The organism is Ascidiimonas aurantiaca, assembly GCF_037646345.1.
In the GTDB taxonomy this organism is placed as follows: domain Bacteria; phylum Bacteroidota; class Bacteroidia; order Flavobacteriales; family Flavobacteriaceae; genus Ascidiimonas; species Ascidiimonas aurantiaca.
On record NZ_JBBEWR010000001.1, the window covers coordinates 478,881 to 499,349 of the forward strand.

General features: G+C 38.5%; 14 protein-coding genes and 1 other RNA gene. 8 read left to right on the top strand and 7 right to left on the bottom strand.

Annotated elements, in window-relative coordinates; translation table 11 throughout:
- Nucleotides 1-3: 3 nt before the first annotated feature.
- Nucleotides 4-2,331: a M1 family metallopeptidase gene (locus WAO84_RS02100; RefSeq protein WP_340063367.1), complete on the bottom strand. Its 2,328-nt coding sequence runs from the start codon at nucleotides 2,329-2,331 to the stop codon at nucleotides 4-6.
- A gap of 130 nt (nucleotides 2,332-2,461) precedes the next feature.
- Here WAO84_RS02100 and recG point away from each other — a divergent pair, with 130 nt between their 5' ends.
- Nucleotides 2,462-4,567 (top strand): ATP-dependent DNA helicase RecG, encoded by a 2,106-nt coding sequence (gene recG, locus WAO84_RS02105; protein ID WP_340063368.1) that lies wholly within the window; start codon nucleotides 2,462-2,464, stop codon nucleotides 4,565-4,567.
- On the opposite strand, the gene WAO84_RS02110 is transcribed toward recG, so the two are convergent.
- Nucleotides 4,560-5,195: a hypothetical protein gene (locus WAO84_RS02110; protein ID WP_340063369.1), complete on the bottom strand. Its 636-nt coding sequence runs from the start codon at nucleotides 5,193-5,195 to the stop codon at nucleotides 4,560-4,562. The genes recG and WAO84_RS02110 overlap by 8 nt on opposite strands.
- A gap of 780 nt (nucleotides 5,196-5,975) precedes the next feature.
- Here WAO84_RS02110 and pheT point away from each other — a divergent pair.
- Nucleotides 5,976-8,405, top strand: a complete 2,430-nt coding sequence (pheT, locus tag WAO84_RS02115) for a phenylalanine--tRNA ligase subunit beta (protein WP_340063370.1) — start codon at nucleotides 5,976-5,978, stop codon at nucleotides 8,403-8,405.
- 157 nt (nucleotides 8,406-8,562) lie between these two features.
- Nucleotides 8,563-9,288: a hypothetical protein gene (locus WAO84_RS02120; RefSeq protein WP_340063371.1), complete on the top strand. Its 726-nt coding sequence runs from the start codon at nucleotides 8,563-8,565 to the stop codon at nucleotides 9,286-9,288.
- Between the two features lie 79 nt (nucleotides 9,289-9,367).
- On the opposite strand, the gene WAO84_RS02125 is transcribed toward WAO84_RS02120, so the two are convergent.
- Nucleotides 9,368-11,002 (bottom strand): ABC-F family ATP-binding cassette domain-containing protein, encoded by a 1,635-nt coding sequence (locus tag WAO84_RS02125; RefSeq protein ID WP_340063372.1) that lies wholly within the window; start codon nucleotides 11,000-11,002, stop codon nucleotides 9,368-9,370.
- A gap of 198 nt (nucleotides 11,003-11,200) precedes the next feature.
- Here WAO84_RS02125 and WAO84_RS02130 point away from each other — a divergent pair, with 198 nt between their 5' ends.
- Nucleotides 11,201-12,601 (top strand): TlpA family protein disulfide reductase, encoded by a 1,401-nt coding sequence (locus tag WAO84_RS02130; protein ID WP_340063373.1) that lies wholly within the window; start codon nucleotides 11,201-11,203, stop codon nucleotides 12,599-12,601.
- A gap of 66 nt (nucleotides 12,602-12,667) precedes the next feature.
- Here WAO84_RS02130 and fsa read toward each other — a convergent pair whose 3' ends face one another.
- The 3 genes from fsa to ffs all read right to left on the bottom strand — a co-directional run bounded on the left by fsa (nucleotide 12,668) and on the right by ffs (nucleotide 14,337).
- Nucleotides 12,668-13,324 carry a fructose-6-phosphate aldolase gene (gene fsa, locus WAO84_RS02135; protein WP_340063374.1) on the bottom strand — a complete coding sequence of 219 codons (657 nt, stop codon included), beginning with the start codon at nucleotides 13,322-13,324 and terminating at the stop codon, nucleotides 12,668-12,670.
- A 40-nt stretch (nucleotides 13,325-13,364) separates the two neighbouring features.
- Nucleotides 13,365-14,171 carry an SDR family oxidoreductase gene (locus WAO84_RS02140; protein ID WP_340063375.1) on the bottom strand — a complete coding sequence of 269 codons (807 nt, stop codon included), beginning with the start codon at nucleotides 14,169-14,171 and terminating at the stop codon, nucleotides 13,365-13,367.
- A gap of 67 nt (nucleotides 14,172-14,238) precedes the next feature.
- An RNA gene (gene ffs / locus WAO84_RS02145) (signal recognition particle sRNA small type) lies at nucleotides 14,239-14,337 on the bottom strand.
- An 87-nt stretch (nucleotides 14,338-14,424) separates the two neighbouring features.
- On the opposite strand from ffs, the gene WAO84_RS02150 reads away from it, so the two are divergent.
- The 3 genes from WAO84_RS02150 (at nucleotide 14,425) to WAO84_RS02160 (ending at nucleotide 17,506) form a co-directional block, all read left to right on the top strand.
- On the top strand, nucleotides 14,425-15,471 hold the full coding sequence (locus WAO84_RS02150; RefSeq protein WP_340063376.1) for a glutaminyl-peptide cyclotransferase: 1,047 nt from the start codon (nucleotides 14,425-14,427) through the stop codon (nucleotides 15,469-15,471).
- Between the two features lie 3 nt (nucleotides 15,472-15,474).
- Nucleotides 15,475-15,867, top strand: a complete 393-nt coding sequence (locus tag WAO84_RS02155) for an acyl-CoA thioesterase (RefSeq protein WP_340063377.1) — start codon at nucleotides 15,475-15,477, stop codon at nucleotides 15,865-15,867.
- 85 nt (nucleotides 15,868-15,952) lie between these two features.
- Nucleotides 15,953-17,506, top strand: coding sequence for a hypothetical protein (locus WAO84_RS02160; protein ID WP_340063378.1), 1,554 nt, complete (start codon nucleotides 15,953-15,955; stop codon nucleotides 17,504-17,506).
- 60 nt (nucleotides 17,507-17,566) lie between these two features.
- Here the strand turns inward: WAO84_RS02160 and glyA are convergent, their stop codons facing one another.
- Nucleotides 17,567-18,841: a serine hydroxymethyltransferase gene (glyA, locus tag WAO84_RS02165; protein WP_340063379.1), complete on the bottom strand. Its 1,275-nt coding sequence runs from the start codon at nucleotides 18,839-18,841 to the stop codon at nucleotides 17,567-17,569.
- Nucleotides 18,842-19,053: 212 nt separating this feature from the next.
- Here glyA and fahA point away from each other — a divergent pair, with 212 nt between their 5' ends.
- The gene (gene fahA, locus WAO84_RS02170) at nucleotides 19,054-20,337 is read left to right on the top strand and encodes a fumarylacetoacetase (RefSeq protein ID WP_340063380.1); all 1,284 of its coding nucleotides are present in this window, start codon (nucleotides 19,054-19,056) and stop codon (nucleotides 20,335-20,337) included.
- The last annotated feature ends 132 nt before the right edge of the window (nucleotides 20,338-20,469 follow it).

The window sequence follows — 20,469 nt, forward strand, 5'->3', positions numbered from 1 at the left end:
AGTTTATTCCAATGCATTGAGTCGTGCTTCCAGGAAAGCTCTTTCTTTTGATCTTAAGGAAGGAGCCAACTGTAGTAAACGTTCTTTATAAACCGGATCTTTCAATAAACTATTCAGCATTTGAGATGCATTTTTAGAGAATTGCCATACCGGATGTACACAGGCATTTATCAGGTTTCGCAAAACAGGATCTGTAAAGGCATCTAACTGAAAAAACACTTGAAAAGCGTTTTGGCGTACCTCAAAGTGTGATGAAGGGAATGTGTACCTCTGCAACTCATCAAAAAGAGCGGGGGTCTCATTGGAGAGGTACGATGGTGTAAGTAGTGTTAAAGTGATCCATAAGATCCTGATATTTTTATCATTATGACCTGTTTCTTCCTTAGTTACTTTAAGGATTTCTATCCGCTCTTCAGGAAAGGTAACCCATAATTTCAGCAGGGCCGCCTCTCTTGTATCATAACTTGAGGCTTTGAGCAATGAGGTAAACGCTTTTTTAAAATCTGGCGGTATGGTATCCATTTGCATTGCTATTACTTTTTGCACTTTAGGATCGGTGGTCTGTAGTGCTATTTCATACAGAGATAGCTTTTCATCCAAAGGTAATTGCGCAATACGGTAGAGTATTTGTTGCTTTAAAGGATAATAGACATCACTTTGTAAAAGCGAACGATATACCTCAAAGGCATTGTTGTTTTCGAGGCGCTCTAACGCTTTGAGCCTGTCAACAAAAGTATAGTTGCCTTTTATAAGTTTTGGCAATTGGGATTGAGGAACAGAAAAGGTGACATCGGCTAACTTATCATTTTCCGGGTTAAGCACCCCGGGAGATGATCTACTTTCTTTTTTTACATCTTTTGGGAAAGCAAGGTTGTTTTTTGTTATAGAGATACAGGTTGTATCATTTTTTACAGAGTAACAATACCTCAGGGAGATATGGTCATTGTTCTCAGTAATCTTTAAGTTTCCGCTATCCCAGCTAGCTTTTATTACTGGAATACGGTCGTTTTCCAGCCAGGTTTGCTTAAAATGAGTTAATGACGTGCCGGAAGCTCGTTCTGCTTCTTTTAAAAAGTCATCCGTCGTAGCTGATGAAAACTGATATTTGGTGAGATAGGCTTTTACCGCAGCTTTAAAGGCCTTGTCCCCTATTTTATTACGAAGCATATGCAACACCCATGCACCTTTCTCATAAAATGTAAGGCTGCCGGCATTAGGGTTCAAAAGGCTTTCCCCTATTCCTTCTTTAGACAGAGTAATAAGCTTTTGTGCAGACTGGTGCAGTTTGTTGTGGTAATACTCTTCTCCAAAAAGCATTTTTTCAGCCTGCAATGCATAATAAGTAGCAAAACCTTCCTGTAGCCAGTGATGTTCACCATCACGTGCCGTTACCAGATTACCGAACCACTGGTGTGCCATTTCATGAGCATTTACATTTACATAGTTCCTGTCGTTAAAAGCAATAGAATCTACCATATAACTATCGGAAAAAATAGTAGTGGTAGTATTTTCCATACCAGCATACAAAAAGTCTTTAACAGGCACCTGTCTGTAAACCTCCCAGGGATAATATACTCCCGTTTCCTCTTCCATAAAATGAAGCATTTCCCTGGTATAACGATAGGTAGGCTCTACTTTTAAAGAGTCTTCAGGATAGTAGGCCACCTGAATGGGCACTCCTCTTTCGGTATAATAAGTATCATAAGCATATTCTCCAATAGCAATGGCCAGTAAATAGCTGCTCATGGGCGCATTCATATTATAGTGCCAGGTTTTAAAATCATTTTTAACGGAAACGGAATCCAGAATACCATTGGCAAAAACTTCATAATCTTTATGAAATGTAATACTTTGCCTGAAAATTACTTTCTCATTCACATCTTCAAAAGAAGGTACCCAGTGGCTGTTATTTTTCCCCTGTCCCTGGGTCCAAACCTGTTTTTTACCCGAGGGTTCATTCCACCCCCAAAAATACATCGCTTTTTGAGGCTGTGAAACATAGCTAATAGTGAGGGTATTACCTTTCTGAGATGAGGCGTTAAGAGCTATATAAAGTTTCTTTTCGTCATAGCGATATATAGCTTTTTGTTTATTGATCTTAATTTCTGAAAATTTCATATTCCGGGCATCAATTACTATCGTGTCAATTGGTGCCATCACATCAAAAGTATAGATAACAGTACCCGTAACCTCTTCTGAATAGGGATTAATATATAAGTTTACATAACTGTTTTTAAAATCAACATTTTCAACACTTTGAGAGCAAATATAACATTTGGTATATAATATAAAAATGAAACTAAAAATCAGTTTTATAGCTGTGTAATTCATAATTCTCAATGGACCTCTTCTCTTTATTCTATTATTTTATTGCTATTGCAAGCTAATAAAATTAAGTGATTTTCATTTCCCGACGAGTGTTAACTTTGAACATTACCCGGGGAGTTTTATCTTCGTTGTCATGAATGCTGAGTTGCTAAACACTCCCATAGATTATTTAAAAGGTGTAGGTCCTAATCGGGCACAGCTCCTTCGCAGTGAGTTAGGTATTGAGACCTATCAGGATCTTTTGCACTTGTTTCCTAACCGATATATTGACCGAACTACGTATTATAAAATAAAAGATCTGCAGCGAAATAATGCCGATGTTCAGATTACAGGTAAGATCATACATCTTAAAATGGTTACGCAACAACGTGGAAAACGATTGGTAGCTACTTTTATTGATGATACCGGTGAAATGGAGCTGGTATGGTTTCGCGGCCACAAATGGATAAAAGACAATTTGAAATTGAATGTCCCCTATGTAGTTTTTGGTAAATGCAATTGGTACAATGGGGTTTTTAGTATGCCACATCCTGAAATGGAAATAGCAACTGAGCATGAACAAAGCCTTAGAACTGCCATGCAACCGGTGTATCCCTCTACAGAAAAGCTTACCAATAAGGGTATTACCAATAGAGTAACCGCTAAATTGCTTGAACAACTTTTTAGGGAAACCGGTGGAAAATACCAGGAAACCCTCCCTCAATATCTTTTGGATGAACTAGCTCTCATATCTAAAAGCAAGGCACTCTTCAATCTTCATTTTCCGGAAAGTGCTGCCCTTCTGGCAAAAGCACAATACCGGCTTAAGTTTGAAGAACTTTTTTATATACAATTGCAACTCATTTTCAAAAAACTGATCAGGAAACAAAAAATAAAGGGATTTGCTTTTGAAAAAGTAGGTAAACAATTCAAGACTTTTTACGAAACACAACTTCCTTTCGAACTAACGGGAGCTCAAAAACGCGTAATTAGGGAAATTCGTAAAGATATGGGGAGCAATGCCCAAATGAACCGGTTATTACAGGGAGACGTGGGTTCAGGAAAGACCATTGTCGCGCTCATGGCGGTTTTACTGGCAGTTGACAATGGCTTTCAGGCCTGTATTATGGCACCTACCGAAATACTCGCTATTCAGCATTATAATGGTATCCGATCACTTTTAAAGAATATGGATATAGACGTACAATTGCTTACGGGAGCTACACGCGTTGCCGAGCGTAGAGTATTGCACGAAGCACTGGAAACCGGAGAGACCAGTCTTTTAATTGGTACTCATGCATTGTTGGAAGATAAAGTAGTGTTTAAAAATCTTGGATTAGCTATAATTGATGAGCAGCACCGGTTTGGAGTAGCACAGCGGGCCAGACTGTGGCATAAAAATGAACTACCCCCTCATATTTTGGTAATGACCGCCACCCCTATCCCAAGAACACTGGCTATGAGCCTTTATGGTGATTTGGACGTGTCTGTAATAGATGAGCTGCCACCGGGCAGAAAACCTATACGTACAGTGCACCGGTATGATAGTAATCGTTTAAAAGTTTTTGGATTCATGAAAGAACAGATTAAAGAGGGTCGTCAGGTATATGTGGTGTATCCGCTTATCAATGAATCTGAAAAAATGGATTACAAAGACCTTATGGATGGTTATGAAAGTATTGCCAGGGAATTTCCGGCTCCGGATTACCAGATATCCATTGTACACGGTAAAATGAAACCCGCGGATAAGGATTATGAAATGGAGCGTTTTGTAAAAGGGGAAACCCAGATCATGGTAGCGACAACTGTGATTGAAGTAGGTGTAAATGTACAGAATGCTTCGGTTATGGTTATAGAAAGTGCAGAGCGTTTTGGGCTTTCACAATTACACCAGTTAAGAGGGCGTGTGGGAAGGGGTGCAAAACAAAGTTATTGTGTTTTAATGACAGGTGTTAAACTGAGCAATGATGCACGAACACGTTTGGAAACTATGGTTCGTACTAATGATGGTTTTGAAATTGCAGAAGCCGACCTCAAGTTAAGGGGGCCAGGTGACTTGATGGGAACCCAGCAAAGCGGGGTGTTAAATCTTAGAATAGCTGATATTGTAAAAGATGCAGATATATTAAAAAACGCAAGGCATATAGCCTTGCGTATCTTAAAAAATGATGAGAACCTGTCGAAACCGGAAAACCGCATTCTCAATTACGTGTATAACCGGTTAACTAAAATTAAAACTATCTGGAATTACATTAGTTAATTACAAAAACAGTAAACATAAATTCTGAATCGAAGTCGTCTTTTTTGCTTCCTCCATTATCATTGTCCCCTATGTTTACTCTAAATCCTGTGGGTGTTTGCTCGTAATACGTTATTCCCGGGTCATCATTAGAACCTGCTCCGTTAGGACAGGGACCTCCACAATCGGGGATAGAAAGTAGTATTACGTAATTATTATTTGCCAGAGGCGTTTCAAAGGTGACCTGATAATCTCCTCGATTATCATTACCGTCCAGATTGGTAGATATCTTGCTTACCGTTGCATTAGAAATGGCCGCGGCTGTACCGTTGGCATTTACTTTTCCAAGTGCATATACCGAAACAGAAGGGCCCCCATGAGAAACTACCATAGTACCCCAGTTGGGTGTAGCGGAGTTACCTGTATTCACTTCCAGGGAATTAGTTGTTTCATTATAAATAATAAGACCGTTTGCAGGATTGGTAATATTTACCTTTTCTGCATTTGTGAATGTAGGGATCAAGATCCCTTTATTTTCACTTTCAATATGAAGAGCTGTACTCTCATGTGGCGCTGTAGTACCAATACCTACCTGAGCATAAAACGTAGAGCTTATTAAAAAGAACGTTAATAAATAGAATGTTTTCATAGTAAATTGTTTGAGGGCCATTAATAAATATTGTCGCATAACAAATTATAACGGTACAAACTTACTTGTGTCTTGGTTTTCTTAAAAAAAAAATCGTTATATAACCAATTTTACGGGTTGACCGTAAATTTTTTGAAGATATACGAAAAAAAATCTGGTACAAAATCTTTTTTTACAAAAAAACACACGTATAAATACGTGTCTTATATAAAGAAAAATCCTATATGGTTAGGGACAGATAGGCGTTTTTGTACCATTTACCCAAACTCAAGGATGAGCTTTTATGTTTGATTATTAGTACATACCTATTCTTTTAATTATTCAGAGATCATCCCGGAAAACTCATTCTAATTACTTCGTGTTTTTTTATTTGTAACAGGACTATGCAGCCCTGGCATGAATATACTTTACAGTTCTTCCTTGTATTAATCTATAACCTGGATACGAAAATATTATAGTTGTGTAAAGGAGATTTTTTTTTACCTCTCTTTGGTTTGAAGTGTTATGTTGTGTAGCAGGATGGGATGCAGTACTCCCGACTTTTTTGAAACCTTTTAATTTTTTGAAATTTTATACGGTTTTTGCATGTTCAAAAGCCGGTACAGGAAAACAAATTGTAAACAAAACATAGGTCTAATAAATCTCGTTTTTATCGTATTCCTATTACGTGTATATCTCTTGAGAAAATCATTTTTTAATAATTAAAATCTTGCCAGGCCTGTGTTGCCTTAGTAGGTACATTATCTTATATTTGCGCATTCCTAACTAATGAGGCAAAATATGAAGATTTCTTATAACTGGCTGAAGCAATTCCTCAAAATTGACTGGGAAGCTGGAAAGACAGCAGAACTACTTACCAATCTTGGCTTGGAGATCGAGGGGATTTTTCCGTTTGAATCGGTAAAAGGAGGGCTAAAAAATATTGTAGTAGGTAATGTTCTTACTTGTATTAAGCATCCTAACGCAGACCGCCTGAAGGTAACTACGGTAGATATTGGTAACGACCGTATTCTTCAAATTGTTTGTGGCGCTCCCAATGTAGAAGAAGGCCAAAAAGTAGCGGTCGCCTTAGTAGGTACCACACTTTATGATAAAGATGGAGAGCCTTGGCAAATAAAAAAAGGAAAAATACGGGGAGAAGTATCTGAAGGGATGATATGTGCTGAGGATGAATTGGGACTTGGTACAAACCATGACGGTATTATGGTGTTAGATAACAGTTTACAACCGGGAACACCCTGCGCCGATGTTTTTGAAATAGAAAACGATCATATTTTTGAAATTGGCCTTACTCCTAACCGTGCTGATGCCATGAGCCATTTTGGTGTGGCCAGGGACCTTAAAGCAGGGCTTTTACAGCAAAAAAAGCCATTGGAATTGATCACGCCCTCAGTGAGCAGCTTTAAAGTAGATAACAGGACGCTTAAGATAGATGTTGAAATTCAGGATAAGGAGTTATGCTCCCGTTATTGCGGGGTTACAATATCTAATGTTACCGTAAAGGAATCGCCACAATGGCTCAAAAACAGGCTTACAGCTATAGGGCTTACTCCTAAAAATAATATAGTTGATGTAACGAATTACGTTTTACACGAATTGGGCCAACCATTACACGCTTTCGATGCTTCAGTTATTAAAGGCAATAAAATACAGGTTAAAACCTTACCCCAGGGAACACGCTTTACCACGCTGGACGGTGTGGAAAGAACACTTCACAATGAGGATCTCATGATCTGTGATACTGAGAAACCTTTGTGCATTGCCGGAGTTTTTGGAGGAGAGAATTCAGGAGTTACCGGCAAAACCACCAAAGTGTTTTTAGAAAGTGCATATTTCAATCCGGTATCGGTGCGTAAAACTGCCAAGCGCCATGCCCTTAGCACAGATGCTTCATTTCGTTTTGAAAGAGGTATTGACATTAATACAGTAAAATACGCTATGCTACGCGCCACTTTACTTATTCAGGAAGTAGCAGGTGGTATAGTGACCAGCGATATTATAGATGTATTTCCTAAAAAAATTGAAGATCATCAGGTTTTTTTAACCTTTGAAAAGGTGAATTCACTGGTTGGCCAGGAAATCCCGAGAGAAACGGTTAAAAGTATTCTTACCTCACTGGAAGTTAAGATCAATAATGTAACCGAAACGGGAATAGGCCTTACCATTCCCTCCTATCGGGTAGATGTTACACGAGAGGCTGATGTGATAGAAGATATTCTCAGAGTATATGGCTATAACAACATTGCAGTTACCGAAAAATTAAATGCGTCTATCTCACATTCGGTGCGTTTTGCAGATGATCGTATTAGTAATATAGTGGCCGACAACCTGGTAGCTCTGGGTTATTATGAGATTATTAATAATTCCCTGACAAATCCCGATTATATTACATTAAGTGAGCAAATCACCGAAGAGGCTCAGATCACAATGATGAATCCGTTAAGCGGTGATCTGTCTGCCTTACGGCAATCGGTATTGTTTACTGGTATGGAAACCATTGCTTTTAATACAAACCGAAAAAGACCCAACCTGCGCCTTTTTGAGTTTGGCAAAACGTACCACCAGTATAATGGGAATATAAAAGAAGAAAAGAAACATCTGGCTTTGTTTATGACCGGGAACAAAACCGAAAAGCACTGGAATACTTCTGAAGAGCCCGGAGACTTCTTTCACTTCAAATCGGTAGTGATGCGTGTACTTGAACGACTTGGTTTTACCAATATCAAATCGGCTCCGGTAAAGAGTGACCTTATCTCAGAGGGGCTTTCCTTTTCATCCGGCAAGCACAAACTGGTTGATATGGGTACCGTTAGTAAAAAAATACGACAGTTCTTTGATGTTAAAAACGAGGTATTCTATGCCGATTTTGACTGGGATCATATACTAAGGGTCCTTGCACAACAAAATATAAAATTTGAAGATATCCCCAGGTTTCCGGAAGTAAAACGTGATTTTGCACTTTTGGTAAACAAGGACATCCAATTTAAAGATATTTATCAAACGGCCCTTCAAAGCGAAAAACGACTTCTCAAAGAAGTGACCCTTTTTGATGTGTATGAAGGTAATAACCTGCCTGAAGGTAAAAAAAGCTATGCAGTTAGCTTTACATTGCAACCTGATAAGGGAACACTAACCGACAAAGATATCGACAAGGTGATGCGAAAGCTGCAAACCAGTTTTGAAAATCAAATAGGAGCAGAATTACGGTAACAGCCATTATGCTGTTTAACTTTTTTCTTGGCCAAACACAGCTTTTACCGTATTTACTTAAACACTTTTTCTATTACAAAGCATTTTTATAAGATGAGTTGATTTCTATGACCTATTTCATTAAATTTGAAAGGCTTCACCTCAAAAAACGAGAAAAATGTTGTTGAAAAAGACTAATATCGAAGAAAAACTTCAACGCTATCAAAGCGCTGAACGCTCTCAAGTATCGATCCTCGAACAGGTACGTAGTATTCTCGAAGAAGAAACCAGAAAACAGGATAATATTCTTAAGAACCTGGAGGGGCATACTGCCACTGCTAAAAGTATTAATGAATTTATTTTTGACGATCTGGATACAGATAGAATATACCATATAGATACTATTAAACAGATATGTATAGACTACCGTCTTCGTTTTCTTGATACCCGTTATTTTAAAGGAAAATATCCTCAAGAAGCACTTTTGGAGATAACCAGACTTGAAAAAACACATAATACCCAACTGGGTAACTTTAAGATCATGGCGCCTTCAAAGTTGTTTAAACTCGAGAATGCAGACGATCCCTTATTGTTTGTTCCTCTCGGGAATAAATACTATTACCTGGTACATAAGTGGGGGAACGATCTACACCCGTTGCGCAAATGGTTAATGCTACCCTTTAAGAACTTTTTAAATCTTACGATTCTTATTTTTCTGATAAGCTGGTTGTTAACCGAAATGATACCCGCAGGGCTCTTTTCCAAAGAACAATCGCTTTCCAATTATATGGTAATCTATTTCTTTATGTTCAAATCGATAGCAGGAGTGGTTTTGTTTTATGGTTTTGCTTTAGGCAAAAACTTCAACCATGCTATATGGAACAGTAAATATTTTAATGCGTAAACTCAAGATATAATACTCATAAAAAATCCCGGTTGTTTTCCGGGATTTTTTTATTATAAGGTATATTTTAACTTCTTAACTAGGTAGTAGCCATTGCATACATTTTATTTCTCTGTTCTTTAATAGCTGCATCTCGCATATAATCGTCAAATGTAAGATAACGATCAATAATACCCCCGGGGGTTAATTCTATGATCCGGTTTGCTACAGTTTGTGCAAATTCATGATCATGCGTAGTGAAGATAACAGTACCCTTAAAATTCTTGAGTGAATTATTGAAGGCGGTGATGCTTTCAAGATCGAGGTGGTTGGTAGGTTCGTCAAGCATAAGAACATTGGCTCGTATCATCATCATTCGGCTAAGCATACAACGTACCTTTTCACCCCCAGACAGTACTTTTCCGGTTTTAAGAGCCTCTTCGCCGCTAAAAAGCATTTTGCCAAGAAAACCTCGTACAAAAACTTCTTCGCGTTCTTCTTCGGTTTTAGACCATTGGCGCAACCAGTCCACCAGAGTAAGATCCGTATCAAAAAAGTCTGAATTGTCAACCGGAAGATACGACTGTATAGTAGTTACACCCCACTGGTATTTACCGGCATCTGGCTTTTGAAGGCCGTTTACAATCTGGTAAAATGCGGTGGTAGCTCTGGAATCTTTGGAAATAAGAGCCACTTTGTCCCCTTTGGCCAGATTGATATCTATATTCTGAAAAAGAATTTCGCCGTCAATACTACTGGCGAGCCCATCTACATTAAGTATTTGATCTCCTGCCTCCCGTTCCTGTTCAAAAATAATGGCAGGATATCTTCTGCTGGAGGGCTTAATCTCTTCTACCTTCAGTTTTTCCAGCATTTTTTTTCGTGAAGTAGCCTGCTTACTTTTAGCAACATTGGCGCTAAATCGCTGGATAAATTCCTGTAATTCTTTGGCTTTCTCTTCTGCTTTTTTGTTTTGTTGCGCCCGCTGTCTGGCAGCTAACTGGCTGGATTCATACCAAAAGGTATAATTTCCTGTATAATGTGTAATTTTTCCAAAATCAATATCTGATATATGCGTACAAACCGCATCCAGGAAGTGCCGGTCGTGAGAAACTACAATTACGGTGTGGTCATAATTAGCTAAAAAGTTCTCTAACCAGGCTATGGTTTCAAAATCAAGATCGTTAGTGGGCTCATCCATAATAAGCACATCAGGGCTTCCAAAAAGAGCCTGTGCCAGGAGTACACGAACCTTTAATTTCGAATCCAAGTCACTCATAAGTGTATAGTGCAAATCTTCTGAAATACCGAGATTGGAAAGTAATGCGGCTGCATCGCTCTCAGCATTCCACCCGTTCATTTCTTCAAACTTTACCTGTAACTCTCCTACCCGGTCACCATCGGCATCACTAAAATTTTCTTTGGCATAGATAGTATCCATTTCCTGTTTAATAGCATACAGGGGTTTATTCCCCATAATAACCGTTTCCTGCACGGTATGCTTATCATATGCATAGTGATCCTGTTCCAGAACAGACATTCGCTTACCTGGCTCCAAATGCACGTGCCCTGAAGTAGCATCCATTTTTCCGGAAAGTATTTTCAGAAAAGTAGATTTTCCAGCTCCGTTTGCACCAATAATACCGTAACAATTACCGTGAGCAAAAGTTACATTCACCTCATCAAACAACACTCTTTTTCCAAATTGAACCGAAAGATTTGTTACCGTCAACATATAAATAGCCTTTAATTCTTTAAACGCTGCAAAAGTAAGAAATTGAAATGGATTATGATTTTGAAAAGCATTCTGTTTTCACTTCTTTTAAATGGTATTTTAACTAGCTGTTAACACGATGGCTGTCTTTGCTTTGTTAGATTTGCTATGGATGCGAAATGTGCCGTTTATTGACGGCTGTTTATTTAAAACAGATATATGAGATATTTGCTTTTAGCGAGTACCATTTTTTTAATGTATAGCTGCGAGAACAGTTCTAAGGACGTTTCTACCTATTTTGGAGGAGAAATTGTGAACCCCAACAGTCCTTATGTGGTACTTTATAAGAATGATGAAGTGGTAGATTCTGTTATGCTTGACGATAACAACCGGTTTTTGATAGAGCTTGAAACTATTGATGAAGGATTGTATCACTTTGAGCACGTGCCTGAAATGCAATACGTTTTTATTGAAAAAGGCGACAGTATCCTTTTTCGTTTAAACACACTTGATTTTGATGAATCTCTTATTTTTAGCGGTAAAGGTGCCGAAAAAAACAACTTCATGATCGATATGTTTCTGGTAAATGAAGATGAAGAAAAACTTGTTTATGACTTTTATGACCTGGAGGCAGAAGATTTTGTGAGAAAGATGGATTCTTTAAAACAAATGAAAATTGAATTGTACGATAATCTTGTTTTGAATTTTGATCTTTCGGAAAATGCCAAAAACATAGCCAAAGCAGGTATTGATTATCCTCACTACGATGCTAAAGAGATCTACCCTTATATTCATAAAAACAAACTTCACCATGATGAAGTAGAGAGTTTACCCGAACACTTTTATGCTTATCGAAATACACTTAACTACAACGACGAACGATTGAGCTATTTTGGCCCTTATGTTAATTATTTGAATATGTATTTTAATAATTTATCATATGCCACCTGTATGGATCTTTGCGCCGATGATAAACCTGAAGCTAACGCAACGCTCCATTTTTATTTACACAAACTCAAACTTATTAACGGTAATATCAAAGTCAAGGAAATACGAGATAACCTTTTTAGAAACACAGCTTTTTCGTATTTGCGAAAAGACCATGACGCCTCTAACAACGAAAAGTTTATTGCACTTTACGAACAATTTTCACCAGATAACAAATACGGTGAAGAAATAAATTATGTTTTTAGTGCCATTAAGAAACTTCAAAGAGGAAATCCTATTCCCAATGTCCAACTGGTAAAAGCTTCCGGGCAAATTACCAACACAGAAACACTGGTTAAGGGAGCCACCGTTTATTATTTCTGGTCCTTAAACCAGAAAAATCACATGGCCAATATTAATAAAAAAGTAAAAAAACTCGAACAGAAATACCCTGAATACACTTTTGTAGGTATCAATATTAACGAAGATCACGACACCTGGGTGAATATTTTGGAAAGAATGGGACTGGATACCGCAAAACAGTTTCGCAGTAAAAGTTTTGAAGAAATACGTGAAAAACTGGTAATTGAAGGGCTTAACAAAGTGATCATTGTCAATCCTGATGGTACTATTGTCAATGCTTTTGGAAATATTAATGAAGCTGATTTTATGGACAATGTAAAATCATTATAAAAAAAGCTCTGTTGTGATTAACAACAAAGCTTTTTTTATTTTTAAGTATAATATAATATATTCTTATTATTTATTTCCCTTTTTATAATCTTCCAGAAACTTTTCCAATCCAATATCAGTAAGCGGATGTTTAAGTAATCCTGTAATAGAAGACAAGGGACCTGTCATTACATCAGCACCAATTTTAGCACATTGAATAACATGCATCGTATGTCTAATAGATGCTGCCAGTATCTGGGTATCAAAAGCATAGTTATCATATACTTCTCTAATTTCAGATATAAGGTTTAAACCATCTGTAGAAATATCATCCAGTCTTCCTATAAACGGAGAGACATAAACGGCACCGGCCTTAGCCGCTAAAAGCGCCTGCCCAAGAGAAAAAACCAATGTACAATTGGTTCGTATGCTCCTGTCTGCAAAATATTTTATGGCCTTAACCCCGTCTTTAATCATAGGAACCTTTACCACAATTTGAGGATGTAGTTCTGAGAGCTCCTCTCCTTCTCTGATCATGCCTTCAAAATCGGTAGCAATTACTTCCGCAGAAACATCTCCGTCCACAATATTACATATGTCAACATAGTGTTTAAGAATATTGTTTTTTCCGGTGATACCTTCTTTAGCCATTAATGACGGATTGGTAGTTACACCATCTAAGACTCCTAAAGCCTGTGCTTCGCGAATTTGGTCAAGGTTGGCTGTATCAATAAAAAATTTCATGTAAAAGATTATTATTTGGTTGCGCAATTTGTCTGCAAAGCTACAATTTATAATGATTACAAAGCAGTTTCTCGAAAAATTTAGGCGGGAGTACTCTTTTTAGTACCACTGATAACTTTTGCATAAATGCTCCAGACCTGTAATGAATACCGGGTTTTTTGGTATTTATTATTCTATAAACTTTGCGGGCGACCTTTATAGGGTCTCCTCCTTCATCAACATGTTCGTCCATTAATTTTAATGAGTGACTGTATGATGTATAATAAGGAGAATTTTCTATGGCCGGTGCATGATAACGCCCTGCAGCAATATTGGTTGCAAAATCTCCGGGTGCAAGATTACTCACGTGTATTCCAAAACTTTTTACTTCCATACGCAAAGCTTCAGTAACCAATTCCAGCGCTCCTTTTGTAGCCGAATACAGTCCCCGGTACGGTAGCCCCATATATCCTGCTATAGAAGTAATATTTATGATATGTCCCTGTTTTTGCATTCGCATAGCTGGTAAGACAGCTTTCATAACGGTAACAGGACCATACAAATTGGTTTTAAACACCGCTTCCATTTCTTCATAAGGGATCTCTTCAACAGGCCCGGTTATACCTATACCTGCATTATTTATCAAAATATCTATACGCTTCTCCTTATGTAAAACACTCTGAATCGCTTTTTCAACAGATTCTTTATCTCTGACATCCATAGAAATAAGTGAGAAAGGTAATTTTTCATTGTACTTTTCAGGATCCCTGCTAGTGCCATAAACGCGGTATCCTTTTTCATGAAGAAAACACCCCATAGCTTTCCCTAGTCCTGAAGAACCGCCGGTAATAACAACCACCTTATGCATATTCTGTTATTTTTTATAAGCTGCAAAGAAACAATAAAAAAGGAAAATGATAAAAGGAAGAAAATAAAAAAGGCAAGCTACCTGCATCGCACCGCTACAACCGCATACCCTTGCTGCGTTCCCGCCCTGGGGGATTCTGCAGGAGCTGGTCGTGCAGGACTTGCCGGCGCAAATATACGATCTTTTAAAGTTTTGTCAAGCATTTTTTAATCTTAAATTAGTTGGTTAAATTGCTCTCCTAACCTTTTGAAAAATGAACTTCTTTAAAACACTCGTCTTAAGTTTCTTAACCATTTTGTTGACAGCATGCAACGGAGGAAACTCTGATCTGGCTAAAAAAGTGGAGCTCTATCTAAACGAAGGAAAAACATCTTTCCAGCAGGGCGATACCGTTTTCATAGCGTTAAAAAAACAAAAAAACACTTCTATTGATTCTCTTGTGTACTTTCTTAACGGGCAAAAAATAGCTATACAACAGGATAGGTGGATTCTCGATAGCGTTCCTTTGGGTATTCAAAAGCTGGAAGTAAAGCTATACAGTGATGGCAAGGAAGGTATTCTTCGTAAAAGTATCACCGTTTTATCTAATACGCCTCCCGAGGTATATACCATACGGGTATTGAATGAGTTTCCGCACGATATATCTGCTTACACCCAGGGGTTAGAATTTGAAAATGATACCCTTTATGAAGGCACCGGCCGTTACGGCCAGTCCTATTTGAGAAAACTGGATTTTGAAACAGGAAAAGTTTTAAATGAAGTAGCTCTGAATGAGTCTTATTTTGGCGAAGGTATAAGTATTATGAACAATACGATCTATCAGCTTACATGGCAAAATGGAGTGGGCTTTATGTATGACCTGGATACCATGAAAAAAACAGGTACATTTAACTATGATAAAAGTAAGCAGGGTTGGGGATTGTGTAACGATGGTCAAAACTTATATAAAAGTGACGGTACTGAAAAGATCTGGATACTTAACCCCCAAACGCTTCAGGAAGAGGGATATATACAAATTACATCGCACGCAAAAGTTTACACCAAAGTAAATGAGTTGGAATTTGCCAATGGCAAAATATATGCTAACAGCTATCAAAATGACGGGATTATGATTATAGATCCCAAAACCGGTGCCCTACTTGGGGTAGTAGATGGCCGCAGCCTTAAAGAAAGAGTATTACAGCACAAAGAGATAGACGTACTTAACGGTATTGCCTATCATCCGGGAAGAAAAACGTTCTTTCTCACAGGAAAAAACTGGAATAAACTCTTTGAAGTAGAATTCTTGAAAAAAGATTGATGCATGAATGTATATGAAAAACAAATAATGGTCACAGAAGCACATTTAGACGCCATGCAACATGTGAATAATGTAACATATTTACAATGGGTGCAGGATGTAGCCCGTGATCATTGGGAACATCTGATCTCTGAGGAGGAAAGAACCAAATATGCATGGGTAGTGCTGGATCATTTTATCGAATACAAACAATCGGCCCTCTTAGGAGATACGGTTTTGGTTAGAACATATGTAGCCGGCTCGCAGGGCGCTACCTCAGTACGCATCGTTGAGATGTACCGTGGCGACGGGGAAATACTATTGGCAAAGGCCAAAACCACATGGTGCCTGTTAAACAGGGAAAACCTTCGTCCGGCCAGAATTCCTGAGAAAATAATGCATTTTTTTGCTTCATAAATGCAATATCTCACAGGCAATAGGTAAAAAACAGCGTGTATTCATTAAAAGTTTTATTTTTACCAATGCATGTACGTACTATATTATGAGTAAAAACCTGTACTATATTTTTTTAATCACAATAGCCATTGTATGGAGTTCCTGCCGGAAAGATTTTGAAACCGAACCCAGCAACGGGAACCTTGAATTTTCAAGAGATACGGTTTTCCTCGATACGGTTTTCACCAATGTAGGATCAGCTACCTATACCTTAAGGGTTTACAACCAAAGTAACAACGATATTCGTATTCCTACTGTTAGGTTAGGCTTTGGACAGGAATCCCGATATCGCCTTAATGTTGATGGAGTGGCCGGTAAAGAATTTGAAAATATAGAGATCCTTGCAAAAGATAGTATTTTTATATTTATAGAAACTACAGTAGATATTGATGAATTTATCACTACGGGAACACAATTTCTCTATAACGATGCCATAGAGTTTGATTCGGGAGAACGACAACAGGAAGTAGCACTGGTAACACTTGTACAGGATGCCGTTTTTCTTTTTCCGCAGCGTTTTGATGACGGTACGATAGAAACGGTACCTCTGGGACTTGATGAGAACGGCAATGAAGTACGTATTCAGGGATTTTTTCTGGAAGAGGATGAATTATTGTTTACTAATGAAAAGCCTTATGTTGTATATGGATATGCGGCCGTGAGTCCGGGCCATACCCTTACTATGGAACCCGGAGTAAGAGTACATTTTCACGAAAATTCAGGTCTGTTGGTTGGAAACAATGCTTCACTGGTAATAAACGGAGAATTGAGTACTGATCGTGAATTGTTGGAAAATGAGGTGATTTTTGAAGGAGATCGCCTGGAACCCGAATTTTCAGATATACCCGGTCAATGGGGTACAATTTGGCTGGCAACCGGCAGTACCGATCACCAAATTAATCACCTTACCATCAAAAATGCAACCGTTGGCATCTTAACAGATGCCAACCAGGAAGGTACTCCTGCCCTTTCCATAAAAAACAGCCAGATACACAACGCCTCTAATGTAGGGCTCTGGGGTAGAAATGCATCTATATACGGAGAGAACCTGGTGGTAGGCAATGCCGGACAACTCTCCTTTTATGGAAATTCAGGAGGACGCTATCAATTTAAACACAGTACGTTTGCCAATTACTGGCGCAACGGTTTTAGAGAATTTCCTGCAGTTTTAGTTGATAATTTTGTTGACCTGGGGAATAATAACATTATTAGCAACGACCTGGAAGCGGCCCTGTTTGAGAACTGTATTATTTATGGCAGCAATGATCTTGAGTTTTTTGCCGATGGTGTGGCAGAAAATACCCTGAACTATAAATTAGATCATTGTTTGATCAGGTTTAATGATTTTAGTGGTCGCTTTACCGATGACCCTCGTTTTGACTTTTCCAATGTTACCTTATATGAGAATATTTTTCTTAATGAAGACCCTGATTTCTTAAACACGCGAATCCATGATTTTCGAATAGGAGAAAATTCTGCTGCTATTGCCCGTGGCGATGTGTCTGTTGCTAATGAAGTACCTTTGGATATACTGGGTGTAACCCGAACAGCATCTCCCGATCTGGGTGCTTTTGAAAGTATAACTGCCCATAATAATTAATCCGGCTTACATACCAATGTATATAATTACGTTTTCCTTTAGTGTTACAGTGAAGCAGTCTTATACCTTAAACAAAGGTCTTTCACAAACCAATCGGTACACATGATTTGATATCGATTCGAGTCTGCTGTCATCTTCAGGATGGGTAAGTGCTTCATCCATAAGATCTACAATTGCCTGCATATCACTTTCATTAAGCCCTCTGGTAGTAATAGCTGCCGTCCCCACACGAATTCCACTGGTTACAAAAGGAGATTTATCATCAAAAGGAACCATGTTTTTATTAACGGTAATATGAGCTTTCCCCAATACGGCTTCCGCCTGTTTCCCGGATATGTTTTTATTTCTAAGGTCTATAAGCATCATATGATTATCAGTGCCACCACTTATAATATGATAATCTTTATCCATAAATGCTTTGGCCATAGCTTTGGCATTTTTCTGTACCTGTAGTATATAATGAAGAAATTCATCAGTAAGAGCTTCTCCAAAGGCCACAGCTTTGGCAGCTATTACATGTTCTAAAGGACCGCCCTGGTTCCCCGGAAAAACAGCACTGTCAAAAAGACTCGACATACTTCTGGGATCACCGTTTTTAAGAGTTATACCAAAAGGGTTGGGGAAATCTTTTCCCATTAGTATCATTCCACCTCTGGGGCCGCGCAATGTTTTATGTGTGGTTGTCGTTACAACATGGCAATGTGGCAAAGGGTCGTTTAGTATTCCTTTAGCGATAAGGCCCGCCGGATGCGATATATCTGCCAGTAAAATAGCATTCACCTGGTCTGCTATCTCCCGAAACCGCTTAAAATCAATATCTCTTGAATAGGCCGAAGCACCCGCAATAATGAGCTTGGGTCTTTCCTTAACCGCTATTTCTTCTATAGTATTATAATTAAGTACTCCGCTTTCTTTTTCTACTCCGTAAAAAACAGGATTGTACAATTTACCTGAAAAATTAACCGGGCTCCCGTGCGTAAGGTGTCCGCCATGCGACAGGTCAAAGCCTAATATTTTATCTCCCGGTCGCAAACACGCGTGATATACAGCCGTGTTAGCCTGAGAGCCGCTATGTGGTTGTACGTTGGCCCAGGCAGCACCAAATAGTGTTTTGGCCCGGTCAATGGCTATATTTTCTACTTCATCTACCACCTCACATCCTCCGTAGTAACGTTTTCCAGGATATCCCTCTGCATATTTATTAGTAAGGACAGAACCCATAGCTTCCATTACCTGATCACTTACAAAGTTTTCAGAAGCAATTAATTCAATCCCGTATAATTGACGTTCTTTTTCAGCTTCTATAAGTTCGAATATCTGTTCGTCTCTTTTCATTATCTGTATTTTGGAAAAAAAGTTTATTTGTACCGGCAGATACAATGCGAATTTATAAAAAAACATGGTATCCAATCCCTCCCAAAACGAATAATACTAACAAGTTTTTCACACGGCAATCGCAGACAGGACGCAATATTTAAAAAATGCTTAATTTATTCGTTTCCGTACCATTTTATTCATAATATTGTTTTTATTTAAAATTTTTGATCATGCCACATGCTACTAACAACCCCAATAGGAAATCATGGATACAGGTAGAGAAAGATTCGGATTTTCCTATTCAGAATATTCCCTTTGGTGTGTTCCTTACGAGGGACGATGTAATAACCATAGGTACCCGTATAGGTAACTATGCTATAGACCTGGGGGCATTGCATCAACTTGGGTATTTTAAGGGTATTCCTTTAACTGATGATATATTTTTACAAGACTCCTTAAACGATTTTATATCGGACGGAAAAAAAACCTGGAGACTGGTGCGAAACCGTATTGGGGATATTTTTGATATTGATAATCCGGACCTTCGCGATAATGAAGAACATTGTAAAATCGTATTATTTACAATGGATGAAATTGAAATGCAGTTGCCGGTACATATAGGAGATTATACCGATTTTTATTCCAGTAAAGAGCACGCTACCAATGTAGGCAGCATGTTCAGAGACCCGGATAATGCACTTCTGCCAAACTGGCTCCATATTCCGGTGGGATATCACGGAAGAAGCTCTTCCATTGTGCCTTCTGGTATAAATATTCACAGACCTAAAGGGCAAACGCTTCCGGCCGGGCAGGACACGCCTGTTTTTGGCCCTTCCAAACTGGTAGATTTTGAACTGGAAATGGCTTTCATTACTACCGATGCCAATTCACTCGGAGAACCTATACCCGTAGAAGAAGCCGAAGATTATATTTTTGGAATGGTACTGTTCAATGACTGGAGTGCCCGGGATATTCAAAAGTGGGAATATGTACCATTGGGACCTTTCCTTTCTAAAAATTTTGCCTCATCTGTTTCGCCCTGGATCGTGACTATGGATGCACTAAACCCTTTTAAAACAGATAGCCCCAGGCAAGAGCCAGAACCCCTTCCCTATCTTAAAGTAGAAGGGCAGAAAAGTTATGATATCCACCTAGAAGTAGATATCACCCCACAAGGCGGAACGCCGGTTACGGTTACCCGTTCTAATTTTAAATATATGTACTGGACAATGGCTCAGCAACTGGCCCACCATACTGTAAACGGGTGTAAAGTAAATAGTGGTGATATGATGGGGAGCGGTACCATTTCAGGTCCTACTCCCGATTCGTACGGTTCTATGCTTGAACTTACCTGGAAAGGGGAAAAGCCTATTAAAATGAACGATGGAACCGAACGTAAGTTTATCAATGATTATGATACGGTTACCTTCAGAGGTTTTTGCCAAAAAGAAAATGTAAGAATTGGTTTTGGAGAAGTAGTTACCAAATTGCTGCCTCCATTTGATGAAAAATAATTTTTTCAAAAATATAACGTTCCTAAACCGATATCTCATTGATATCGGTTTTTATATTTATCAAAGATGCTGTTTCACACCATTAAAAAATAATTTGGCATTATCTTTGAATCCCGATCGATAACAAACCTG